This window comes from Micromonospora sediminicola, assembly GCF_900089585.1.
GTDB lineage: Bacteria > Actinomycetota > Actinomycetes > Mycobacteriales > Micromonosporaceae > Micromonospora > Micromonospora sediminicola.
The window spans coordinates 1,969,192-1,986,763 of record NZ_FLRH01000004.1; the positions used below are offsets into that span (position 1 = coordinate 1,969,192).

The window sequence follows — 17,572 nt, forward strand, 5'->3', positions numbered from 1 at the left end:
GGATGAAGGCCGGCAGCGCTGCCGGCCGGGTTCGGATCCCGGCCGTCCCGTGCGCCCGACGCACGAGCCGGTCGCCGGTCCGCGCCCGCAGGAAGGGCCCGCCCTCGCCCATGCGGAAGGATCGAGACAACCGTGGCTGACGCACCGACCATCCGGATTCCCGACGACCTCAGGCCCGCCGACGGACGCTTCGGCTGCGGGCCCTCCAAGGTCCGTCCGGCCGCGGTCTCCGCGCTCGCCGACGTCGCCACCAGCTACCTGGGCACGTCGCACCGGCAGAAGACGGTCCGGGACCAGGTCGCCCGGCTGCGCCGTGGCCTGGCCGAGTTCTTCTCCCTCCCCGAGGGGTACGAGGTGGTGATCGGCAACGGCGGCACCACCGCGTTCTGGGAGGTCGCCACGTTCGGCCTGATCCGTGACCGGGCCCAGTTCGCCAGCTTCGGCGAGTTCGGCGCCAAGTTCGCCAAGTCGGTCTCCGACGCCCCGTTCCTGGGCGAGCCGACCGTGCGCAAGTCCGAGGCGGGCAGCGCGCCGTCCCTGGTCGCCGAGGCGGGCGTGGACGTCTACGCCACCCCGCACAACGAGACCTCGACCGGCGTGGCGGTGCCGATCAGCCGGGTGCCGGGCGCCGACGAGGGCTCGCTGCTGCTGGTCGACGCCACCTCCGGCGCCGGCGGCCTGGACGTCAACGTCGGCGAGACCGACGTCTACTACTTCGCCCCGCAGAAGTGCTTCGGTTCCGACGGCGGCCTCTGGCTGGCGCTGATGTCGCCGGCCGCGCTCGCCCGGGCCACCGAGATCAAGTCCTCGGGTCGCTACATCCCGGCCTTCCTCGACCTGGTCACCGCGATCGACAACTCGCGGCTGGAGCAGACGTACAACACGCCCGCGCTGGCCACCATCTTCCTGGCCGCCGAGCAGACCGACTGGATGAACTCCCAGGGCGGCCTGGCCTGGGCGGCCAAGCGCACCGCCGAGAGCGCCGGCATCGTGTACGGCTGGGCCGAGCGCTCGTCGTTCGCCACCCCGTTCGTGTCGGACCCGGCGCTGCGCTCCAACGTGGTCGCCACCGTCGACTTCGCCGACGGGGTGGACGCTACCGCGATCGCCAAGGCGCTGCGCGCCAACGGCATCGTCGACACCGAGCCCTACCGCAAGCTCGGCCGCAACCAGCTGCGGGTGGCGCTCTTCCCGGCCGTCGAGCCGGCCGACGTCGAGGCGCTCACCGCGTCCGTCGACTACGTGGTCGAGCGACTCTGATCGTTCCGTCACGGTGGGTGGTCGTCGGGGCTCCGGCGGCCACCCACCGTGATCATTGCCGCAGCTCAGTCGCGACATGCCGGGGTGTCGCAGTCCCCATGTCCGGGTAGATGAGCGTACGGTGGTGCGAGACGCCCGGGTGGCCGGCTCCCGTGGCGTGACGGCCAGCGAAGCGGGACGGAGGCAAGCCCATGCGCCCAGTACGCTTCGTCGCCCTCTCCGAGGACGGCCAGGCCCTGGTGCTCGCCGACGAGGTGGGGCGCCTGCTCGCGTTGCCCATCGACGAGCGCATCGCCTCGGCGCTGCACGCCGAGCCGGGCGCGCCCCCGCTCGCCGTGGTGCCGTCCGCCACCGACCCGACGCCGTCCCTGTCCCCGCGCGACATCCAGGCCCGGATCCGCTCCGGCGAGTCCGCGGAGGACGTCGCCCGCATCGCCGGCGTGCCGGTCGACCGGGTGCTGCGCTACGCCGGCCCGGTGCTCCAGGAGCGGGCCATGCTCGCCCAGCACGCCCGCCGCACCCGGCTCAAGGGCGCGGAGAAGCCCACCCCGCTGGCCGAGGTGGTCAACGGTCGGCTGGCCCAGCACGGGATCGACACCGAGAAGATCTCCTGGGACGCCTACCGTCGCGACGACGGCACCTGGCGGATCATCGCCACCTGGCCGTCCGGCAAGGCCACCGCCCAGGCGGTCTGGGATCTCGACAAGACCCGGCAGAACGTCGCCCCGCACGACGACATGGCCCAATACCTGTGCGCCGAGCGTCCGACGCCGATCCTCGGCCAGGAGCCGGCGCCGGAGCGGGGCGGCCACGCGCTGCCCGGCCCGTCGCGCGGCGAGCCGAGCCGGGGCGGGCACGGCCTGCCGGCCGCGTCCGACCACGCCCGTCCGGGGCGGGACCCGATCCGCGCCGGCCGCGACGCGCTGCTCGCCTCGCTGGACCGGCCGCTCGGCGGCACGTCCGGCCGTGGCCTCGACACCCGGTCCCCGGCCGCGCTGGCCGGGTCGGACGCCCCCCGCCAGCGGGCGGTCGCCGGTGGTGCCGCCGCGCTGCTCGGCGGCGGGCAGGGTTCGGCGTTCGACGACGACTCGGACGCGCCGAAGGAGGTCCCGGCCGTGCCGTCGCTGGCTGTGCTGCGGCCTCGGCGCACCGGTCCGGCGGCGGCGTCCGGCGGCTCGGGCAACGAGTCCACCGACGCCGCCGGCAAGCCGCGCAAGCGGCTCCCGAGCTGGGACGACGTGCTGTTCGGCAGCGGCCCGGCGGCCCGCGAGTCCTCCTGATCCTCCGGTCCGCCCTGGCTCGTCGACAAGGCACTCGAAGTGCCCGCGTGCCAGGGTGGACCCATGGAGTACACGAACCTGGGACGCACCGGACTGTCGGTGAGCCGGCTCTGCCTCGGCACGATGAACTTCGGGCCGCAGACCGACGAGCCGGACAGCTTCGCCATCATGGACCGGGCGCTCGAACACGGGATCAACTTCTTCGACACCGCGAACGTCTACGGCTGGAAGCTCGGCGAGGGCGTGACCGAGCAGATCGTCGGCCGCTGGTTCGCCCAGGGCGGCGGGCGGCGCGACAAGGTCGTCCTGGCCACGAAGGTCTACGGCAAGATGGGCGAGTGGCCCAACGACCAGGGCTTGAGCGCCCGGCACATCATCCGGGCCTGTGAGGACTCGCTGCGGCGGCTCCAGACCGACACCATCGACCTCTACCAGATGCACCACGTCTCCCGGACCACGCCGTGGGAGGAGATCTGGCAGGCGATGGAGACGCTGGTTGCCCAGGGCAAGGTGCTCTACGTCGGGTCGTCCAACTTCGCCGGCTGGCACATCGCGCAGGCACAGGCGGCGGCCGGCAAGCGCAACTTCCTCGGCCTCGTCTCCGAGCAGTCCATCTACAACCTGCTCACCCGGCACGTCGAGTTGGAGGTGATCCCGGCCGCGCAGCACTACGGCCTGGGCATCATCCCCTGGTCGCCACTGCACGGCGGGCTGCTCTCCGGGATCATCCGCAAGATGGCCGACGGCAGCGCGGCCCGGGGCGCCAGCGGCCGCTCGGCCGACGCGCTGGCCGAGCACCGGACCACCATCGAGGCGTACGAGAAGCTCTGCGCTGACCTCGGCCAGGACCCGGCCGACGTGGCGCTGGCGTGGCTGCTGTCCCGGCCGGGCGTGACCGCCCCGATCGTCGGTCCGCGCACCATGGACCAACTCGACCGGAACCTCGGCGCCCTCGACGTGCACCTGGACGACCCCACCCTCACCCGCCTCGACGAGCTGTTCCCGCCCGTCGGCAACGGCGGCCCCGGCCCCGAGGCCTGGGCCTGGTAGGTGCAAGGAAGGGCCCCCGCTTAACGCCTCCGGTATAGGCGGGGGCCCTTGTTAACACGGCGCCGCATGACGGGTGACGGGCAGCCGGCAGCCGGCAGCTCAACGCTGCGGATGCCGGTGGCCAGCTGTCACAGCCGCCAGGCGGCGAGCTGTCACAGCGGCCAGGCGGCGAGGCGGGTGTGGCGAGCGTTCCGCCCCAGGTGGCTGCGGACCAGGACCAGCTCGTCGGCCGGCCACTCCGGACCCTCGTACCTGTGCAGATCCTCGCGGTCGGCGCAGACGTCGGCGGCGGCGACCCGGTCACCGGGACGGGCGATGGTCAGGTGGGCACGGAACGGCTTGTCGTCGTGGGGCAGCTCGGCCCGGCGCAGCCTGTCGCGCACCAACCGGGCGAGCGTGTCCAGCGCGTCGGCCTCACCCCGCACGTCCACCCACAGCACCGTGGAACGCCCCTGACCGAAGCTGCCGCCACCGCCGAGGCGCAGCCGAGGTGAGCCGACCCGGCCGTCGCGGAACGCCTGCGCGGCCAGCCCGAGCGCGCTCTCGACGGCGACCAGCCGGTCGTCCGGCACGTCGCCGAGGAAGGCCAGCGTCAGGTGCAGGTGATCCGGGTCGGCGAGCCGCACCTTGACGCCGGCGGCGGAGGCGGCGCCGACACGCAGCCCGGTGATCCGCCGGGCCAGGTCGGCGACCGCCGCCGGGGGCGGGTAGACCGCCGCGAAGAGGCGCACCCGGTCAGCGGTGCCGCTGGTGGTGCGCCGCCCGCGCGGCGGGCAGGGTCAGCCCGGCGGCGTGCAGCAGCCCCTCGACGCGTACCCGTTCGATCTCCCGGTCGACGCCGTCCAGCTCGGCCAGGTGCTCGGCGATGCCCAGGGCCCGGCAGGCGGCCCGCAGCCGCTCGTCGTACGCCTCGATGACCGCGCCGTGCCACACCACCGAACGGTCGGCGGCGGCGAGCCGGTGGCCGCCGAGCCGGCGCAGGTCGATGGCGAGCTGCTCCAGCGGGCGGCGGCCCTCCCGGTCGAACTCGGTGAGGTCGATGTCGCGGGTCAGCGCCTCGGCCTCGATGGCCCGGTCGAGTCGGGCGACGGTGCGGCGTTCGCGGCGTCGGTCGCGCCAGTCGGCCCAGCCGCAGGCGACCCGGTCGAGGATCTCGTCGGCGCAGAAGACCAGCGCGATCAGAGCGGGCAGGCAGCAGACGGCGAGGATCGTCAGCGCGAGTAGCAGCTCCTGCCCCAATCCCACACATCGACGCTAAGCCCTGCCGCACCCGGCTGCCACCCGTTCCGGGAATCCGACTGGTACGGGTGTTAAAAGGGGACCCCTCCTCTACCGAATGCGTTAAGAGGGGGCCCCTCCTTTCACTCGGCCCCGGGGGACACCACGTAGAAGCGGGGCATCGGCAGCACCCGCATCCGCAGCCGGGCACCGGAGCGGCGCAGCTGCCAGGTGAGCGCCAGCAGCGCCGCGGCCAGTGAGATCAGGCCACCCATCCAGATGCTCGCGCCGGCGCCGAACCGCTCGGCCACCCACCCGATGATCGGCGCGCCGACCGGGTTCGTCCCCAGGAACACCAGCACCCACAGCGCCATCACCCGTCCCCGGAAGGAGGCGTCGACGCCGAGCTGCACGCGCTGGTTGGCGGCCTGGGCGAAGAAGACCATGAAGAACCCGGTGGGCAGCAGGAGCGAGACCACCATCCAGTACGCCGGCGCGAGCCCGACCAGGGTGCCGAAGCTGGCGCAGCCGATCGCCGCGCCGAGCACCAGCCAGACCGAGGGCCGGCTGCGCCGGCCGGTCCCGGCGAGCGCGCCCACCAGCGCGCCGACCGCCAGCGCGGTGCTGAACAGGCCGAACGAGGCGGCGCCGGTGTGGAACACGGTCTTGGCCAGCGCGGCGAGGGTGAGCTGGAAGTTGAACAGGCTCATCCCGATCACCGACATGACGACCATCGGCAGCAGGAGGTCGGGGCGGCGCGCCACGTAGCGCAGGCCGTCCACCACCCGCGCCTGGTCCCGCTCGCCGGCCGGCGGCAGGTCCTTGCGGTGCAGCTCCTGCGGGCGCATCCGCACGACGTTGACCAGCGGGGCGATCGAGCTGAGCGCGGTGACCAGGAAGACCGGGCCGACGTCGAAGGCGGCGATGGCCAGGCCGGCGACGGCCGGGCCGACGATCCGGGCGGAGTTGAACACGGCCGCGTTGAGCGAGAGCGCGTTCGGCAGCAGCGGCATGCCGACCAGCTCGGAGACGAACGCCTGCCGGACCGGGGTCTCCACCGCGTTGGCGACGCCGAGCAGGGCGGCGAACGCGAAGACGTGCCAGAGCTGCACGACGCCGGTGACGACCAGCAGGCTCATCCCGAGCGCCAGCACGGTCCAGAACGCGTTGGCGACGAAGAGCAGCATCCGCTTGTCGTAGCGGTCGGCGAGCCGGCCGGAGAGCAGGGTGAGCAGGAGTACGGGGGTGAACTGCAACGCGGTGACCACGCCGAGCGCGGTCGCGGAGTTGTCGCTGAGCTCGAGGACGAGCCAGTCCTGGGCGATGAACATCATCCAGACGCCGATCAGTTTGATCAGCTGCCCGGTGGCGAAGAGTCGGTAGTTGCGGACTCGTAGGGACTGGAACATCGTGCTCAGCTTGGCCTGCACTCTAGGTGCGCCTCCTCGCGTCGGGTACGCCTCATCCACAACGGACGAAGCGAACCGCGCGACGCGGTGTCAGGCGCGGGCGATTGCCTGAAGGATGTCCGCGGCCCGCCGTAGCGTGTCGCGTTCCTCCTCGCTGAGCGCGGCCAGCCGGCTGGCCAGCCACTCGTTGCGGGCCCGCTCGAACTGGTCGAGCACGGCCCGTCCCCCCTCGGTCGCCGCCAGGATGACCTGCCGTCCGTCGGTCGGGTGGGGGGTGCGCTGCACGAGGCCCCGCTCCTCCAACTTCGCGACGATCTTCGTCATCGTGGGCGGCTGCACCCGTTCGACGTCGGCCAGTTCCCGGGGCGTGAGGGCGCCTGCCAGCTTGAGGCTGGTGAGCGCCGACAGCTGGGTGACCGTGAGGTCGCCGACCGGCCGGGCCTGTCGGACCCGCCGGTTGAGTCGGGTGATCGCATCTCGCAGCTGGGGGGCCAGCTGCGCCGGTGGCACGCGTTTCGCCGTCACCGTCCGCTCCGTCACACTCGTTAGCTTAACTAATGAGCCTGGCTAACGACATGCGTTATGACCAGGCTCACCAGCGTCAGAGCAGCACGGACTCGATCGGCCCGCGCAGGAAATAGAGGATGAAGAGCGCGGCCACGCCGTACAGCAGGGGGTGGACCTCCCGCGCCTTGCCCTTCGCCAGCTTCACCAGCACGTAGCTGATCACGCCGGCCCCGATGCCGTTCGAGATCGAGTAGGTGAACGGCATCAGCACGATGGTGAGGAACGCCGGGATGGCGATCTCGTAGTCGGTCCAGTCGATCGTGCGGACCGCCGTCATCATCAGGAAGCCGACCACCACCAGCGCCGTCGACGCGGCCTCGAACGGCACGATCGCCGACAGCGGCGCCAGGAACATGGCCAGCAGGAACAGGGCGCCGGTGACCAGGTTGGCCACGCCGGTCCGGGCGCCCTCCCCGACCCCGGCCGCGCTCTCGATGTACGAGGTGTTGCTCGACACCGAGGCCGCGCCACCCGCGGCGGCGGCGATCGAGTCGACCAGCAGGATCTCCTTGGCGCGCGGCGGGGTGCCCTGCTCGTCGAGCATGTCCCCCTCCTGGCCGATCGCGACCATCGTGCCCATGGTGTCGAAGAAGTCCGTGATCAGAAGCGTGAAGACGAACATCAGCGGGACCAGCCAGCCGACCCGGGTCCACGAGTCCAGCACGTTGAAGTTGCCCAGCAGCGACAGGTCCGGCAGGTCCACCACCTGCTTCGGCAGCTCGGGCACGTTCAGCGCCCAGCCCTTCGGGTTCGGCTTGCCGTCGACGAAGGACGGGCCGATGTTGCCGATCGCCTCGACCACGACGGCCAGCACGGTGGAGGCCAGGATGCCGATCAGGATCGCGCCACGGACCCGGCGGACCACCAGCACCACGGTGATCAGCAGGCCCACCACGAAGACCAGCATCGGCCAGCTGACGATCTTGCCGTTGATGCCCAGCCCGACCGGCACGGTGCTGTTCGCCGCGTCCGGCACCCGGCGCACGAACCCGGCGTCGACCAGCCCGATGATGGTCAGGAACAGGCCGATGCCGACGCCGATCGCGGTCTTGAGCTGCGTCGGCACGGACCGGAACACGGCGGTACGCAGCCCGGTGAGCACCAGGATGCCGATCAGCACACCCTCGATGACCACCAGGCCCATCGCGTCCGCCCAGGTCATCTGCGGCGCGATCTCGAAGGCGACCAGCGCGTTCACGCCCAGCCCGGCGGCCAGCGCGATCGGGAACCGGGCCACCACCCCCATCAGGATGGTCATCAGACCGGCCACCAGCGCGGTGGCCGCGGCCAGCGCCGGGATGGCCAGCGTGCGCCCGTCGGCATCCTCCGCGCCGCCGAGGATCAGCGGGTTCAACACCACGATGTACGCCATCGTGAAGAACGTCGCGAACCCGCCCCGGATCTCCCGGCCGGTGGTGGACCGGCGGGCGGAGATCTCGAAGTAGCGGTCGAACGCGTTGCGCGGGTGCGCGGGGTCGGGCGGCGTGCCGTGATCCGGCGGCGGAGCAATGGACATCGGGTCCTCATCGGGTTATCGACCGGGTTTTGTCGCGCGCATCGTCCCAGATCACCCGGCGGGCAGGGAAGGACGATCACGTACGCTGGACCGGTGCCCCGAGAGCAGCAGCCGCGGCCCGAGCCGCTCGACCCGCCGATGGTGCCGTTCGCCGTCGCCGGGCTGATCGCCTGGGCGGTGGCCGGCCTGGTGCTGCTGCTCTTCTTCCGCGACTGGCTCACCGCGCACGGCCACCAGAACTGGCTCTGGACCTGCCTCGCCGGTTTCCTGTGGGGCTTTCCCGGGCTGGCCACGATGATGCGGCACGACGCCAACCGGCGTCGCCGCCGGGCGGCCGCCCAGCCTCAGCGCTGACCGGTCAGGGGTGGCCGTACGGCTCCGCCGGCTCGGCCGCCTCCACCGAGCCCGGGGCGCGGCTGACCGACATGGCCTCGACCGCGCTGTCGTCGTAGACCGTGGGCAGCTCGTCGACCGGCGTCTCGGCCGCCGCCTCGACCAGCGTCTCCGAGTGCGCGCCACAGCCGTGGTCGGCGCTGACCACCCGGCCGTCGTCCGGGGCGAAGAAGTTGCCGCAGGCGCCGAAGGCCAGCCGGAGCGCACCGGCCAGCGGCAGGTAGAAGCCGCAGGTGCCGCAGCGGGCGGCGGCCGGCGCGGCGGCGGAGATCGGGGCGTCCGGCCCGTGGTCGCCGTCGTACCAGCGCTGGGCGGTGTCGGCGCGTCCCTCGCGGGACAGCACCCGGGCCCGGCCGAGGCCCAGCTCCCAGGAGGTCTCCTCCACGGCCGGGTCGTCGGAGAGCAGGTAGCCGGGGGCGAGCCGCTCGTCGTCGGCCGGGGTGGGCAGCAGGTCGCCCGGGCCGAGGTCGCCCGGCTTGAGCCGCTCCTGCCAGGGCAGCCAGCCCGGGGCGAGCAGCGCGTCGGGGCCGGGCAGCAGCACCGTCTCGCAGATGGTGACGTGCTTGCTGCGCGGCACCCGGGTCACCGTGACGGCCCAGCGCCAGCCGCGGTAGCCGGCCATCCGGCAGTCGAAGTAGTGGGTGACGAGCCGGTCACCCTCGGCGACGGCCTGGAGGTGGTCGCCGACGTCGGTCGGCTCCACCTCGGTGATGGCGTCGCGGGCCACCTCGACGGCGGCGGCGCAGGCCTGGTCGAGCCGGGGAGCGCGGGCGGAGGCGGGCCTGGTCACCGGTCCATTGTTCCCCATGCCCGTGGAACGGTGACAGGCACTCCCCGGAGTCGTTCTCTCCGGGTGATGCGGCGCGCGTGGAGCAGATGGGCGAGGATGGGACACATGGCGCTGTCCTCCCGCTCCGGCCGCTCCTTTCTCGGGCGGACCGTCGGCACCGGCATCCGCGCCACCCGGCTGCTGCTGCGGGGCTCGGTGCACGGTGGGCGCTGGATGACCCGCCGGGCCGGCACCGCCCGAGCCCGCAGCGCCGGCAACGAGGTGGGCATGGTCCGCCTCTTCGACCTGCACGCGCTCTCCTGCGCCGGCGACACGCTGATCGCCATCGGCCTGGCCGGGACGATCTTCTTCGACGTACCGCTGGGTGAGGCGCGCAACAAGGTCGCGCTCTACCTGTTGGTGACCATGGTCCCGTTCGCCATGCTCGCCCCGGTGGTCGGGCCGCTGCTCGACCACTTCCGCCACGGCCGCCGCTACGCCCTGGCCGCGACCATGCTCGGCCGGGCCTTCCTGGCCTGGTTGATCTCCGACTACATCGGCGGCTTCGGGCTCTACCCGGCCGCGTTCGGGGTGCTCGCGCTCTCCCGCGCCTACGGGGTGGCCCGGTCCGCCGCGGTGCCCCGACTGCTTCCCGCCGGGCTGGGGCTGTCCCAGGTCGGGGCGCGGGCCAGCGTCTACGGCACGGTGGCCGGCGCGCTGGTGGCCCCGATCGGCCTGGCCGCGTTCTGGTTCGGGCCGCAGTGGCCGCTGCGGGTCGCCTCGGTGATCTTCCTGATCGGCATGGTGATCTCGCTCCGGCTGCCGCCGAAGGCCGACTCGGAGCCGCCGGAGCGGCTGCCGCACCCGCTGCGGGCGATGCGCCGCCGCGACGGCGAACGCCCGCTGGGCCGGGGGCGCCCGGCCGGCCGGCTGGTGATCGCCACGCTGATCGGCGCGGCGGCGTTGCGCGGGCTCTACGGCTTCCTGCTGCTGTTCCTCGCGTTCGCCATCAAGGGCGGCGACCTGACCACCGACTTCTTCGGTCGGGAGCTGGGTGCGCAGGCCGCGCTGGGCCTGGTCGGCGGCGCGCTCGCGGTGGGCACCTTCCTGGCCACCGCGCTCGGCACCCGGCTGCGCATCCACCGCCCGACCGCGATCCAGTCCAGCGGCACGATCGTCGTCGCCGGCGTGGCGGTGCTCGCCACGCTCAAGTTCTCGCTGCCGATGGTGGCGCTGCTCTGCCTGGTGGCCGCGCTGATGAGCGGGATCGCCAAGCTGGCGGTGGACGCCTCGATCCAGGAACGCATCCCGGAGCGGCTGCGGGCCAGTTCCTTCGCGCATTCGGAGACCGCGCTGATGCTCGCCTTCGTGGCCGGCGGCGGGCTCGGGCTGGTGCCGTTCACCGGCCTGATCGGCGTGGCGGTCGCCGCCGCCGTGGCCTCGCTGGTGGCCCTGCGCGGGGTGCTGGTCGCCGGCCGGCTGCGCGGTGAGCACCTGGCCGGCCGGCCGCTGGGCGACGACGAACTGGGCGCCGACGAGCCGGGCGCCGCGCCGGTCAGCCGCCCCGACGCCCCGGCCCCGACCTCGTTCGACGACCCGGCCCCGACCTCGCCGGCGCCGCAGCGCGTCGAACCGCGACCGGACGACGACGAACTCGCGCCGCCCGGATTCCACATCTACCGCCCCTCCTCGTCGGTCGGCGGGCCGGGCACGGCGGAGGACGAGAACCGGCGCGACCCCCGGGGGCCGGTGGCGTGACCGGGTTGCTGGTGGTCACGGCGGTGCCCGCCGAGGCCGAGGCGGTCCGCGCCGGCCTCACCGGTGCGACCGTGACGGTGCTGCCGGTCGGGGTCGGCCCGGCGGTCGCCGGCGCCGCCACCGCACGGGTGCTGGCGCTGGCCGAGGCGGCCGGGCAGCCGTACCGGGCGGTGGTCAGCGCCGGCATCGCCGGCGGCTTCGTCGGCCGGGTCGCCGTCGGCGGCACCGTGCTGGCCGACCGCAGCGTCGCCGCCGACCTGGGCGCCGAGTCGCCGGCCGGGTTCATCCCGGTCGAGGACCTGGGCATGCCACCGGAGCTGCTGGGCGGCGGACGCGTCGTGCCCGCCGACCCGGGCCTGCTGGGCGCGCTGCGCGCCGCCCTGCCGGCGGCCACCGTCGGCACGGTGCTCACGGTCAGCACGGTGACCGGCACCGCCGAGAGCACCGCGGCCCTCGCCGACCGGCACCCCGACGCCGTGGCCGAGGCCATGGAGGGGTACGGCGTCGCCGTCGCCGCCGCCCAGGCCGGCGTCCCCTTCGCCGAGCTGCGGACGATCTCGAACCCGGTCGGCCCCCGGGACCGCAGCTCGTGGCGCATGCGCGAGGCGTTCACCGCGCTCACCACCGCCGCGGCCGCGCTCCGCTGACCGACGCCTCGAACCGCATAGCAGCCGGCCGGCTCGCCTCGATGCCGAAGCCGCACGCGTGCAGGAAACTGATTCCCGGCTGTTCGGTGAGCGCACGGACGCGGACCGGGCCGAGCGCCTCCAGCAACGTCTGCACGAGGCGCCGCCCGATGCCCAACCGTCGGTACCGGGCCAGGATCAGCACGCCGTCCAGGACGGCTTCCCGCTCCTCCGCGCGCTCGCCGTCGCCCCACCGCAGGTGAGGGCTCTCCTCGTGCGCCCGCAGCTCACCGATCAGCTCACCGCCGCGAAGCTCGGCGACGAAACGCCAGGCCGTCGCCGGCACGGTCGGGCCGGTGACCCGCCGTACCGTCACCGATCGCCGGACCGCCTCGCGCTCCCGACGCTCGTCGCGGTAGTCCCGGTTCAACCGATAGGTCGCCGGCGGCAGGGGCAACGGGTACAGCCGAGCCGGCAGCGAATACCACTCGGCCCACCACGCGCCCGGCCAGTCCCGGGGCTCGTGCACCTCCCAGACGTCGAGGTGTGCGGGATAGCGACGACCCGCCCGGTCCCGCATGTCGTCGTGCGGCACCGGCGCGGTCGGTTGCTCCGCCGCGGTCGGTTGCTCCGCCGCCGACGGCTCGACATCGACCCGCATCCGGCCGCCGGTCGCGCGGACCAGACGCTCGACCGTCCGGTAGCGGGGATCCGGGGCCCGACCCGACTCGATGCGGGCGACTGCCGGCTGGGGCACCCCCGCCCGGGCGGCCAGCTCCCGCTGGCTGAGGTCGGCCCGCCGCCGCAGCCTGCGGAGCAGATCGCCCAGGTCGGTGCCGCGCGAGGACGGGGTCGACTCAGCCACACCGGTAGCGTGCCGGCGACGGACGGTACTTCTCAACAGCCGCCCTCCACCTGTGGATAACCCTGTGGACATCCGCCTGCGGGCGGCGGCATGTGTGGACAACGAGCGCCTTTGGAGCTGAGTCGTCGGTGATATCGCCGGCCCCGCCCACGTTCCGGAACCACGGGCGGACCGACACCACGGGCAGACCGACACCACGGGCGGTCGGCAGCAGGGCGGTTGGGCCGGGGCCGTCCCAGCGCGGAAGGCCGTCCCAGCGCGAAGGGGCGTCCCGGCACGGCGGTCGCTCCCGTGCTGGCGCCGGTGCGGGGTGAGGCGCTGTGAGTCGTTTCTGATATCAGCTCGAAAGGCGTGCCAGCGATGACCGTCTTCGCCGGCCCGTGCCAGGTCTTGCCACCCGGCCGGCGGCGGGACCAGGTCGACGCGCCGCCCCCAGCGGAACAGCGTCTCGACCGCCGCGCGGTGACGTTTCACACCCGCGGCCGGGCTATGGGGCACGGCGGTGGCCGGGGTTACGGTGGGGGCGTGGCGCTCTCCCTGGCGATCTCCCCCTGCCCCAACGACACGTTCGTCTTCGACGCGCTGGTGCACGGCCGGGTGCCGGGCGCACCGCCGGTCGAGGTGACCTACGCGGACGTGGACGTCACCAACACGGCCGCCGAGCGGGGAGCGTTCGACCTGGTGAAGGTCAGCTACGCGGCGCTGCCGTGGCTGCTCGACGACTACCACCTGCTGCCCTGCGGGGGCGCGCTCGGCCGGGGCTGCGGGCCGCTCGTGCTGACCCGGGGCGACCGGGCCGACCTGTCCGGCGCGACAGTCGCGGTGCCCGGTGAGCGGACCACGGCGTACCTGCTGTTCCGGCTCTGGGCTGCGGACCAGGCGCCGGCGCGGATCGAGGTGGTGCCGTTCCACGAGATCATGCCGGGCGTGGCCGCGGGCCGGTACGACGCCGGGCTGGTGATCCACGAGGCGCGCTTCACCTACCCGCGCCACGGGCTGACCGCCCTGGTCGACCTGGGTGAGTGGTGGGAGGGCGACACCGGCCTGCCGATCCCGCTCGGCGCGATCCTGGCCCGCCGCGGCGCGGTGGACCCGGTCGAGGCCGCCGCCTGGATCCGCGAGTCGGTGCGGCAGGCCTGGGCCGACCCCGAGGCCAGCCGCGAGTACGTCCTCGCGCACGCGCAGGAGATGGAGCCCGACGTGGTGGACCGGCACATCGGCCTCTACGTCAACGAGTTCACCGCCGACCTGGGTGAGGCCGGCTTCGCCGCCGTGGAGGCGCTGCTGGGCCGGGCCGCCGACGCCGGGCTCGTCCCTCAGACCTCCAGCTCGCGCGCCACCGCGTGGACCAGCTGAGCGATCTTCTGCGCGGTCCGGCGATCCGGGAAGCGGCCCCGGCGCAGGTCCGGCTGGACCTTCGCCTCCAGCACCTTGATCATGTCTTCGACCAGGCCGTGCAGCTCCTCGGCCGGTCGCCGGCGCAGCTCCGCCACGGACGGCGGCGCCTCCAGCAGCTTGACCCCCATCGCCTGGGCGCCCCGCCGGCTGTCCACCACGCTGAAATCGACCCGCTGACCACCCTTCAGGTCGGCGACACCCGCCGGTAGCGCGCCCTTCGGCAGGAACACGTCGCCACCCTCGTCACTGGTGACGAACCCGTATCCCTTGGCCGCGTCGTACCACTTCACTCGACCCGTCGGCACCTGTCGAACCCCGCTCCACTCGAACCGTCTACCCCTCCAAGGCTAGCCCGATGATCCGGTCGACCGCCGCCGGGAATTCGGCGAGATCATCCAGCACCACCTCCGCGCCGGCGGCGCTCAGCTCGTCCGGCGTGCAGTGGCCGGTCGCCACCGCCACGCCGGGGATCCCGGCCGCCCGCGCCGCGGCCATGTCGGCCACGTGGTCGCCCACGTAGAGCGTCGCCCCGTGCTCGCGCAACGCGGTCGCCTTCTGCTCGGCGAACAGGTCGCCGGCCAGCTCGTCGACCGGCAGGCCGAGGTGGTCCAGGTGCAGCTGCGCCAGCCGCCCGATCTTGGCCGTCACCACCATCGTCCGCCCGCCGCGCGCGTGCACCGCCCGCAGGGCCGCCGCCGCGCCCGGCATCGGCACGGTCGGCGTGATCGCGTACGCGGGGTAGAGCTCCCGGTAGAGCGTCACCGCCTCCTCGACCCGCTCCGGTGGGAACCAGTACGCCAGTTCGGTGCGCAACGGCGGACCCAGCCGGGAGACGGCCAGCTCCTCGTCGACCGGCACGCCGGTGCGCGCGGTCAGCGCCCGGAAGGCCGCGGCGATGCCGGGGCGGGAGTCGACCAGGGTCATGTCGAGGTCGAAGCCGACCATCAGCGGAGACATGCCGAGAACCTACCCAGCGGGCTAGCGTGGTACGACGATGACCACCTCACTCGCCGACCACCTGCGGGCCCTTCCCGACGAGTCCCTGGCCGCGCTGCTCCAGCTGCGGCCGGACCTCGTCGTGCCGGTGCCGGCCGACGTGTCCGCCCTCGCCCTGCGCGCCCAGTCCCGGGTCTCCGTGGCCCGGGCGCTCGACGGGCTGGACCAGTTCACCCTGCAGATCCTCGACGCCGCCCGGCTCACCCGCGGCCCCGAGGGCGCCACCTCCACCGACCAGATCCTGGCCATGGCCACCGCCGGGCCGCACCCGCCCGCCCCGACCGCGGTCCGCGCCGCGGTGGACCGGCTCCGGGCCCGGTTCCTGCTCTACGGCCCCGAGCACGACCTGTGCGTGGTGGGCGGCGTCGACGAGGTGTCCCCGTACCCGGCGGGGCTCGGCCGGCCGGCGGCGGAGCTGGACGCGCGCGCGGCGGCCCTCTGCGCGGACCCGGCGAAGCTCCGGCGCACGCTGCTGGCCGCGCCGCCCTCGGCCCGCGCGGTGCTCGACCGGCTCGCGGCCGGGCCACCTGTCGGCACGGTCGCCCCGGGGGCCCTGGAGGCGCCCGCCACCGGCGGCGAGGACGTGCTCCCGCCCGACCTGGTCAACGGCGGCGCGCCCACCGGCTCGCCGATCCGCTGGCTGGTCGAGCACCGGCTGCTGGTGCGGATGTCCGGCGGCAAGGGCGGCACCGTCGAGCTGCCCCGCGAGGTGGGGCTGGTGCTGCGCCGCGACGCCGGCCCGCTCGGCCCGCTGCGCACCAGCCCGCCGCTGGTGTCCGGCCCGCCCCGGGAGGTCAAGGCCGTCGACTCGGCCGGCGCCGGGCAGACCATGGAGGTGGTCCGGCACACCGAGGCGCTGCTGGAGGCGCTGGTCGTCGAGCCGGCGCCGGTGCTGCGCTCCGGCGGGGTGGGCGTGCGCGACCTGCGCCGACTCGCCCGCGGTCTCGGCCAGGACGAGCCGACCACCGCGCTGCTGTTCGAGGTGGCGTACGCGGCGGGGCTCGTCGGCGAGCTGGAGCTGACCGGCGGAGCCAGCACCCGGTACGGCGGTGACCAGCAGATCCTGCCCACCGGCGGGTACGAGGTGTGGCGTGCCGCGTCGCTCGCCCAACGCTGGGAACAGCTCGCCCGCGCCTGGCTGGCGATGACCCGCCAGGTGGGCCTGGTCGGGCAGCGGGACGACCGGGACCGCCCGATCTCGGTGCTCTCGGCCGAGGCGGAACGGGCCGGGGCGCCGGCCGCCCGGCGCGCGGTGCTCGCCGTGCTCGCCGACCTGCCGCAGGGCACCGCGCCGACCCCCGACGAGGTGCTGGAGCTGCTCGACTGGCGGGCGCCCCGGCGGGCCCGGGGCCGCGAGGCGGCGCACCGGGAGGTGCTGGCCGAGGCCGCCCGGCTCGGCGTGACCGGGCTCGGTGCGCTCACCTCGTACGGGCGGCTGCTGCTGGCCGAGCTGAACGACGCCGACGAGCGGGGCGACGACCCGCTCGGGCTGCGCTCCGACGCGGAGTCGGGTGACCCGTCGACGGCGGTGCGCGCGCTGGACGGGCTGCTGCCCGCTCCGGTCGACCACGTCCTGGTGCAGGCCGACCTGACCGTGGTGGTGCCCGGCCCGCCCGACCCGGCGCTCGCCGCCGAGCTGGACGTGGTGGCCGAGCACGAGTCGGCGGGCGGGGCGAGCGTGCACCGGGTCACCACGGCCAGCGTCCGGCGGGCGCTGGACGCCGGCTACACCGCCGACGACCTGCACGCGCTGTTCCGCCGCCGGTCCCGCACCCCGGTGCCGCAGGGCCTCAGCTACCTGGTGGACGACGTGGCGCGCAAGCACGGCGGGCTGCGCGTCGGCTCGGCCGGTGGCTACGTGCGCAGCGACGACGAGGCCCTGCTCACCGAGGTCCAGTCGGACCGTCGGCTGGAGTCGTTGGCGTTCCGTCGGCTGGCGCCCACGGTGCTGGTCACCCCGTACCAGGTCAACAGGATGCTGCTCGCGCTGCGCGACGCCGGATACGCGCCGGTGCCGGAGGACGCGAGCGGCGCGACGGTGCTGGCCCGGCCGAAGACCCGGCGGGCGCCGGCCCGGACGCCGGTCACCGGACGCCCGGTGGACCCGCTGGCCACCCCGAAGCTGCCGATGCCCCGCCTGCTCGGCGTGGTCGAGCAGATCCGCCGGGGTGACGCGGCGGCCCGGGCGGCGCGGCGGGCGCCGGCCGTGGTCCGCGGTGGCACGCCGCCCGGCGGTCCGACGCCGGTGCCCGGGCACGGCGACGCGTTGGCGGTGCTCCAGCAGGCGGTACGGGACCGGGCGCTGGTCTGGGTGGGCTACGTCGACGCGCACGGGGCGACCGCGTCCCGGCTGGTGCGGCCGGTGTCGATCGGCGCCGGCTATCTGCGCGCCGAGGACGACCGCACCGAGATGCTGCACACCTTCGCGCTGCACCGGATCACGGCCGCCGTGCTGGAGGAGTGAGGC

Annotated in this window: 17 protein-coding genes; 8 read left to right on the forward strand and 9 right to left on the reverse strand. The window is 74.3% G+C overall.

The genetic code is table 11. From position 1 onward, the window contains the following. The first annotated feature begins 132 nt into the window (after nucleotides 1–132). From serC to GA0070622_RS30890, 3 genes are all read left to right on the forward strand, one after another. Nucleotides 133–1,260 (forward strand): phosphoserine transaminase, encoded by a 1,128-nt coding sequence (gene serC / locus GA0070622_RS30880; RefSeq protein ID WP_091583266.1) that lies wholly within the window; start codon nucleotides 133–135, stop codon nucleotides 1,258–1,260. Between the two features lie 191 nt (nucleotides 1,261–1,451). Further along, entirely contained in the window at nucleotides 1,452–2,540 is a 1,089-nt protein-coding gene (sepH, locus tag GA0070622_RS30885; RefSeq protein ID WP_091583270.1) for a septation protein SepH, read from the forward strand. 63 nt (nucleotides 2,541–2,603) lie between these two features. Then, nucleotides 2,604–3,590 (forward strand): aldo/keto reductase, encoded by a 987-nt coding sequence (locus tag GA0070622_RS30890; RefSeq protein ID WP_091583275.1) that lies wholly within the window; start codon nucleotides 2,604–2,606, stop codon nucleotides 3,588–3,590. A gap of 152 nt (nucleotides 3,591–3,742) precedes the next feature. Here GA0070622_RS30890 and thpR read toward each other — a convergent pair whose 3' ends face one another. The 5 genes from thpR to GA0070622_RS30915 form a co-directional block, all read right to left on the reverse strand. Further along, complete coding sequence (gene thpR / locus GA0070622_RS30895) at nucleotides 3,743–4,321, reverse strand: RNA 2',3'-cyclic phosphodiesterase (protein ID WP_091583278.1); 579 nt, start codon at nucleotides 4,319–4,321, stop codon at nucleotides 3,743–3,745. 4 nt (nucleotides 4,322–4,325) lie between these two features. After that, a complete protein-coding gene (locus GA0070622_RS30900) occupies nucleotides 4,326–4,835 on the reverse strand; it encodes a hypothetical protein (RefSeq protein ID WP_091583282.1) in 510 nt (169 codons plus the stop codon). A gap of 116 nt (nucleotides 4,836–4,951) precedes the next feature. Further along, a complete protein-coding gene (locus GA0070622_RS30905) occupies nucleotides 4,952–6,238 on the reverse strand; it encodes an MFS transporter (RefSeq protein WP_091583287.1) in 1,287 nt (428 codons plus the stop codon). 69 nt (nucleotides 6,239–6,307) lie between these two features. After that, nucleotides 6,308–6,757, reverse strand: a complete 450-nt coding sequence (locus GA0070622_RS30910) for a MarR family winged helix-turn-helix transcriptional regulator (protein WP_176558738.1) — start codon at nucleotides 6,755–6,757, stop codon at nucleotides 6,308–6,310. Between the two features lie 61 nt (nucleotides 6,758–6,818). Next, entirely contained in the window at nucleotides 6,819–8,300 is a 1,482-nt protein-coding gene (locus GA0070622_RS30915) for an NCS2 family permease (RefSeq protein WP_091583290.1), read from the reverse strand. 138 nt (nucleotides 8,301–8,438) lie between these two features. On the opposite strand from GA0070622_RS30915, the gene GA0070622_RS30920 reads away from it, so the two are divergent. Continuing rightward, entirely contained in the window at nucleotides 8,439–8,654 is a 216-nt protein-coding gene (locus GA0070622_RS30920; protein ID WP_425412793.1) for a DUF2530 domain-containing protein, read from the forward strand. Between the two features lie 4 nt (nucleotides 8,655–8,658). Here the strand turns inward: GA0070622_RS30920 and GA0070622_RS30925 are convergent, their stop codons facing one another. Then, the gene (locus GA0070622_RS30925) at nucleotides 8,659–9,501 is read right to left on the reverse strand and encodes a DUF3027 domain-containing protein (protein WP_091583298.1); all 843 of its coding nucleotides are present in this window, start codon (nucleotides 9,499–9,501) and stop codon (nucleotides 8,659–8,661) included. A gap of 87 nt (nucleotides 9,502–9,588) precedes the next feature. Between GA0070622_RS30925 and GA0070622_RS30930 the strand changes: the two genes are divergently transcribed. Beyond that, the gene (locus GA0070622_RS30930) at nucleotides 9,589–11,220 is read left to right on the forward strand and encodes an MFS transporter (RefSeq protein WP_091583302.1); all 1,632 of its coding nucleotides are present in this window, start codon (nucleotides 9,589–9,591) and stop codon (nucleotides 11,218–11,220) included. Continuing rightward, a complete protein-coding gene (locus tag GA0070622_RS30935; RefSeq protein WP_091583305.1) occupies nucleotides 11,217–11,867 on the forward strand; it encodes a futalosine hydrolase in 651 nt (216 codons plus the stop codon). The genes GA0070622_RS30930 and GA0070622_RS30935 overlap by 4 nt, the downstream gene beginning before the upstream one ends. On the opposite strand, the gene GA0070622_RS30940 is transcribed toward GA0070622_RS30935, so the two are convergent. Next, a complete protein-coding gene (locus tag GA0070622_RS30940) occupies nucleotides 11,839–12,711 on the reverse strand; it encodes a GNAT family N-acetyltransferase (RefSeq protein ID WP_245666926.1) in 873 nt (290 codons plus the stop codon). The two genes, GA0070622_RS30935 and GA0070622_RS30940, sit on opposite strands and share 29 nt — an antisense overlap. Nucleotides 12,712–13,236: 525 nt before the next feature. Here GA0070622_RS30940 and GA0070622_RS30945 point away from each other — a divergent pair. Then, a complete protein-coding gene (locus tag GA0070622_RS30945; RefSeq protein WP_091584294.1) occupies nucleotides 13,237–14,067 on the forward strand; it encodes a 1,4-dihydroxy-6-naphtoate synthase in 831 nt (276 codons plus the stop codon). Here GA0070622_RS30945 and GA0070622_RS30950 read toward each other — a convergent pair. After that, nucleotides 14,028–14,414, reverse strand: a complete 387-nt coding sequence (locus tag GA0070622_RS30950; protein WP_091583311.1) for a cold-shock protein — start codon at nucleotides 14,412–14,414, stop codon at nucleotides 14,028–14,030. The genes GA0070622_RS30945 and GA0070622_RS30950 overlap by 40 nt on opposite strands. Nucleotides 14,415–14,442: 28 nt before the next feature. Then, nucleotides 14,443–15,066, reverse strand: coding sequence for an HAD family hydrolase (locus GA0070622_RS30955; protein WP_091583314.1), 624 nt, complete (start codon nucleotides 15,064–15,066; stop codon nucleotides 14,443–14,445). A gap of 37 nt (nucleotides 15,067–15,103) precedes the next feature. On the opposite strand from GA0070622_RS30955, the gene GA0070622_RS30960 reads away from it, so the two are divergent. Further along, a complete protein-coding gene (locus GA0070622_RS30960; protein ID WP_091583317.1) occupies nucleotides 15,104–17,569 on the forward strand; it encodes a helicase-associated domain-containing protein in 2,466 nt (821 codons plus the stop codon). Nucleotides 17,570–17,572 lie beyond the last annotated feature (3 nt).

Bases quoted from the DNA above. Each gene is read 5' to 3' on its own strand.
- sepH (WP_091583270.1), top strand. From the start codon at position 1,452: ATGCGCCCAGTACGCTTCGTCGCCCTCTCCGAGGACGGCCAGGCCCTG.
- GA0070622_RS30890 (WP_091583275.1), top strand. From the start codon at position 2,604: ATGGAGTACACGAACCTGGGACGCACCGGACTGTCGGTGAGCCGGCTC.
- GA0070622_RS30915 (WP_091583290.1), bottom strand. From the start codon at position 8,300: ATGTCCATTGCTCCGCCGCCGGATCACGGCACGCCGCCCGACCCCGCG.
- GA0070622_RS30920 (WP_425412793.1), top strand. From the start codon at position 8,439: ATGGTGCCGTTCGCCGTCGCCGGGCTGATCGCCTGGGCGGTGGCCGGC.
- GA0070622_RS30925 (WP_091583298.1), bottom strand. From the start codon at position 9,501: ATGGGGAACAATGGACCGGTGACCAGGCCCGCCTCCGCCCGCGCTCCC.
- GA0070622_RS30930 (WP_091583302.1), top strand. From the start codon at position 9,589: ATGGCGCTGTCCTCCCGCTCCGGCCGCTCCTTTCTCGGGCGGACCGTC.
- GA0070622_RS30955 (WP_091583314.1), bottom strand. From the start codon at position 15,066: ATGTCTCCGCTGATGGTCGGCTTCGACCTCGACATGACCCTGGTCGAC.
- GA0070622_RS30960 (WP_091583317.1), top strand. From the start codon at position 15,104: ATGACCACCTCACTCGCCGACCACCTGCGGGCCCTTCCCGACGAGTCC.